The following is a 3466-nucleotide window of genomic DNA, read 5'->3' as shown; positions in this document are numbered from 1 at the left end:
CGACCTCCTTCGCCTTGCCGACCACGGTCTGCTTCAACCCGAGGCGTGCCTTGTCGGATGCACCGGGGCGAGCCCTGTCGGATGCACTGTCTTCGGCCATGGATCATCTCCTTCCGTACGGGACACGAAGGGGACGGCCCCGTGAGAAGGGGTAGCCCGCCGCGCCGGGCTTCAATCCTCGAGAGACTCGAGAGGGTGGATGTGTGTGCCGACGAAGTCGACGACATCGCCCAGGACCTCGTCGCGGTTGGTCTCGTTGAAGATCTCGTGCCGCGCCTCGGGATAGGTCTTCGACGACGACCCGCGGCCTGCGAACGACGACCATCCGGTCGCGCTGCCGTCCAGGGGAACGAGCCGGTCGTCCTCACCGTGCAGCCACAGCACGGGCACGTCGTCGACGGCGCCACCGGCGGCGATGGTGTCGAGGCAGTTCTTCAGCGCCTGCACGGTGGTGCGCTTGAACGGCCCGTGCCAGACGAGTGGGTCGGCCACGTACGCGCGGCCCACCTCGGGGTCGCGGGAGAGGGTCGACGGATCGATGGGGGTATCCGGGATCTCCTCTGCCGCGAGCAGTGCGTCGACGGCCGCCCAGCTGCCGAGCACCGGACCGGACAGGACGACGGCCGCCAGCTCCGAGCCGTATCTCTGGGCGTATCGGGCGGCGATCATGCCGCCCATCGAGTGCCCGATGAGCACGACCGGCACGTCGGGATGTTCGCGCCGTGCCGTGAGATCGAGCAGCCGGAAGTCGTCGACCACCTTCTCGAAGTCGTCGATCAGTACGCGTTCGCCGTCGCTGAGGCCGTGACCGACGTGGTCCATCGCGTAGACGGCGGCTCCGTCGGCGACGAGGCGCGTGGCCACGTATTCGTAGCGCCCGCAGTGCTCGCCGTAGCCGTGGCACACCAGTGCCACGTAGCGCGGGGTCTCGCCGACCCAGTTCCGCGCTGCGAGAGCGCCGGCGTGTCCGTCGAGGGTGAAGGTGACAGCGTCGATCATCGGGTCTCCGATCGTTCCGGTTGATGGCGATGTCATCGTCCTCCGGCGCGGGGGTCCTCCGAGTGGGAATCGTGAGTGCATCCGCAGATCCGCGCCATTATCGTCGAATTGAAACGTGTTCCGGATCCGACCGAGCGGAGGGGGCCTCATGGCAGCGAGCAGGGACGCGATCCGTGCCACCGTCGAGAACTACGTCAAGGCTGTCGCCACGGGCACCGTGGACGACGTGCTCGCCTTGTATGCGGCGGGCGCCACGGTCGAGGATCCGGTCGGCACGCCCGTTCGCACCACCGAGGCCGAGATCCGCGAGTTCTACAAAGTGGTCGAACCGCTCACGCAGACCGCTGGAGTGATCACCCTCAAGATCGCGGAGAACAACGCGGCCTTCGTGTTCCGCCTGGTCACACACCTGGGTGAGCAGGATCTCGTGATGGAGGTCGTCGACGTGATGACCTTCGACGACGACGCGAAGATCACGAGCATGAGGGCGTTCTGGAGCCAGGAGGACATGCAGAGCGTCCCCGCTTCCTGACGGGAAGCCGCATCGTCGAAGTCGACGGTTTCACGTGGAACATCGACGATCGCGGCGAAGAAACCGCGGTCGCCGATGTGCCACGGATTCCCCGACCTCGGTCCCGATCCACGAGGGGTGCACCTGCTCGAAGGGTCACGGCATTTCGTGCAGATGGAGCGCCGCGACGAGGTGAACGAGCTGCTCGTACACGTCGTCTCCGGCATCGCGATACCGACGAGAACCGCCGAACAGCCCTTTCGCCGACGATCATCGACCTAGCATGGCGGCGTGACCAGCGACACGATTCGTGGACTCGGGCTGGCACTCGCACTGACGGCACTGGTGGCGGGTGCCTGCTCGTCGGGCGGTTCGGTCGATACGTCGACGCCGGTACACCTGCAGGTCGCCACCGCGCAGGACGATCCGTGGACGCCGCGGCTCGTGCCGCCGCAGCTGCCGGTCGCGGTGCCGCCCCCTCCCCCCGAGGCGGTCGAGGACGGCGGCGACCCGGTCACCGCTGTCTCCGGAACGCCGGCGGTCCCGGGTGATCGCACCGCGCTCTACGGGGGAAGTCTCGACCGGCCCCTGTGCGACCGCGAAGCGCTCATCGTTCATCTCGAGGAGGATCCGGCCAAGGCCGAAGCGTGGCGCGGTGTCCTGGACGTCGCCGACGTCCGCGGCTACACCGACACCCTCACCGCGGTCCTGTTGCGCGCCGACACCCGGGTCACCATGTACGAATACCGCGACGGTGCCGCGCGCCCCGTACAGTCGCTGCTCGAGCGCGGCACGATCGTGCTCGTCGACGAACTCGGCGTCCCCCGCGTGCGATGTGTGCGCGGCAACCCGCTGTCCGCGCCGGTACTCACCGGGAACGACGAACTCCGAGGCCCCAAGTGGCCCGGGCTGAACGCCGAGCGGTTGTTCGTCGTCCAACCCGCCGCGGCGCCCGTGCGCGAACTGAGGGTCGTCGACATCACGACGGGTGCGATGGTCCCGGTGCCGGTCGGTGACGCCCTGCCGAAGACCACGCCCCCGGCCCCGGAAACTTCGGAGGAATCGCTGCCACAGACCGAGGCGTTGCAGGCACCCGTTCCCGACGTTCCCCAGCCGCGGCGCGACCCCGTGCCGGAAGTCGCCCCGCCACCGCCGCCACCGGCTCCGGAACCACCGCCGCCACCGCCGCCCGCACCCGAACCGCCGCCGCCTCCGGCCCCGGCACCTCCTCCGGCGCCGGCACCCCCCGCACCTGCACCACCGCCCCCACCACAGATCCAGATCCAGATTCCGGGAGGCCCTCCGGTGGTGATCCCGCTACCGTTCTGACCGGATCAGCGGGGGCGCAGAACGATCTCCGTGGGATGCGCATCCACAGGCGCTTCGACCACCTGCCGCACCGCGCGGGCGACCGATCCAGGGGTGAGGAACTGCGACGGGTCGTACTCGCGACCCTCCGACGCGACGATCGCGCGCTGCATGTCGGTGTCGATCCGGCCCGGGTGGATCGAGGTGACCCGTAGAGCGGGCTCCTCCTCACGGAGCACATCGCCGAACGCGCGCAATGCGAACTTGCTCGCGGCATAGGCACCCCAGCCGGGACGGGCACGCAGACCGGCTCCCGAATTGATGAGCACCACGTGCCCGCTCGCGGCCCGCAGGGCCGGCAGCAGCAGCTGGGTCAGTGCGACGACGGCGACCACGTTCGCCTCGAACGTCTCGCGCCACTGCTGTGGTTCGCTGTCGGCGACGGTGCCGAGCTCGGCGACACCGGCGTTGTGGACGAGCACGTCGAGCCGGTCGATGTCCGCCACGGCCGCGGCCACGGCGTCGTGATCGAGCAGATCCACCGGCCACGGCGTGGCGTCGGGGAGTTCCTCGAGGATCGCATCGAGCGACTCGCGACGTCGGCCGCCGAGGAGCAGATCGTGGGTGGGTGCGAGTTCGTGGGCGATC

The 3466-nt window shown here is 69.2% G+C and carries 4 protein-coding genes; 2 read left to right on the top strand and 2 right to left on the bottom strand.

All coding sequences use genetic code 11. The annotated features are described in order from the left end of the window. Positions 1 to 171: 171 nt before the first annotated feature. The gene (locus R1101_RS0118910; protein WP_016934903.1) at positions 172 to 999 is read right to left on the bottom strand and encodes an alpha/beta hydrolase; all 828 of its coding nucleotides are present in this window, start codon (positions 997 to 999) and stop codon (positions 172 to 174) included. A gap of 148 nt (positions 1000 to 1147) precedes the next feature. Here R1101_RS0118910 and R1101_RS0118905 point away from each other — a divergent pair, with 148 nt between their 5' ends. Continuing rightward, entirely contained in the window at positions 1148 to 1531 is a 384-nt protein-coding gene (locus tag R1101_RS0118905) for a nuclear transport factor 2 family protein (protein ID WP_016934902.1), read from the top strand. A 270-nt stretch (positions 1532 to 1801) separates the two neighbouring features. Further along, positions 1802 to 2839 carry a DUF6777 domain-containing protein gene (locus tag R1101_RS0118895; protein WP_016934900.1) on the top strand — a complete coding sequence of 346 codons (1038 nt, stop codon included), beginning with the start codon at positions 1802 to 1804 and terminating at the stop codon, positions 2837 to 2839. A 5-nt stretch (positions 2840 to 2844) separates the two neighbouring features. Here the strand turns inward: R1101_RS0118895 and R1101_RS0118890 are convergent, their stop codons facing one another. Further along, complete coding sequence (locus R1101_RS0118890; RefSeq protein ID WP_081494130.1) at positions 2845 to 3465, bottom strand: SDR family oxidoreductase; 621 nt, start codon at positions 3463 to 3465, stop codon at positions 2845 to 2847. Position 3466: the final 1 nt, after the last annotated feature.

It is taken from the genome of Rhodococcus sp. R1101 (assembly GCF_000278445.1).
GTDB classification, from domain to species: Bacteria; Actinomycetota; Actinomycetes; order Mycobacteriales; family Mycobacteriaceae; genus Rhodococcus; species Rhodococcus gordoniae.
The sequence above is the reverse complement of the archived record's forward strand: the minus strand, read 5'-3'. Positions and strand labels throughout refer to the sequence as shown.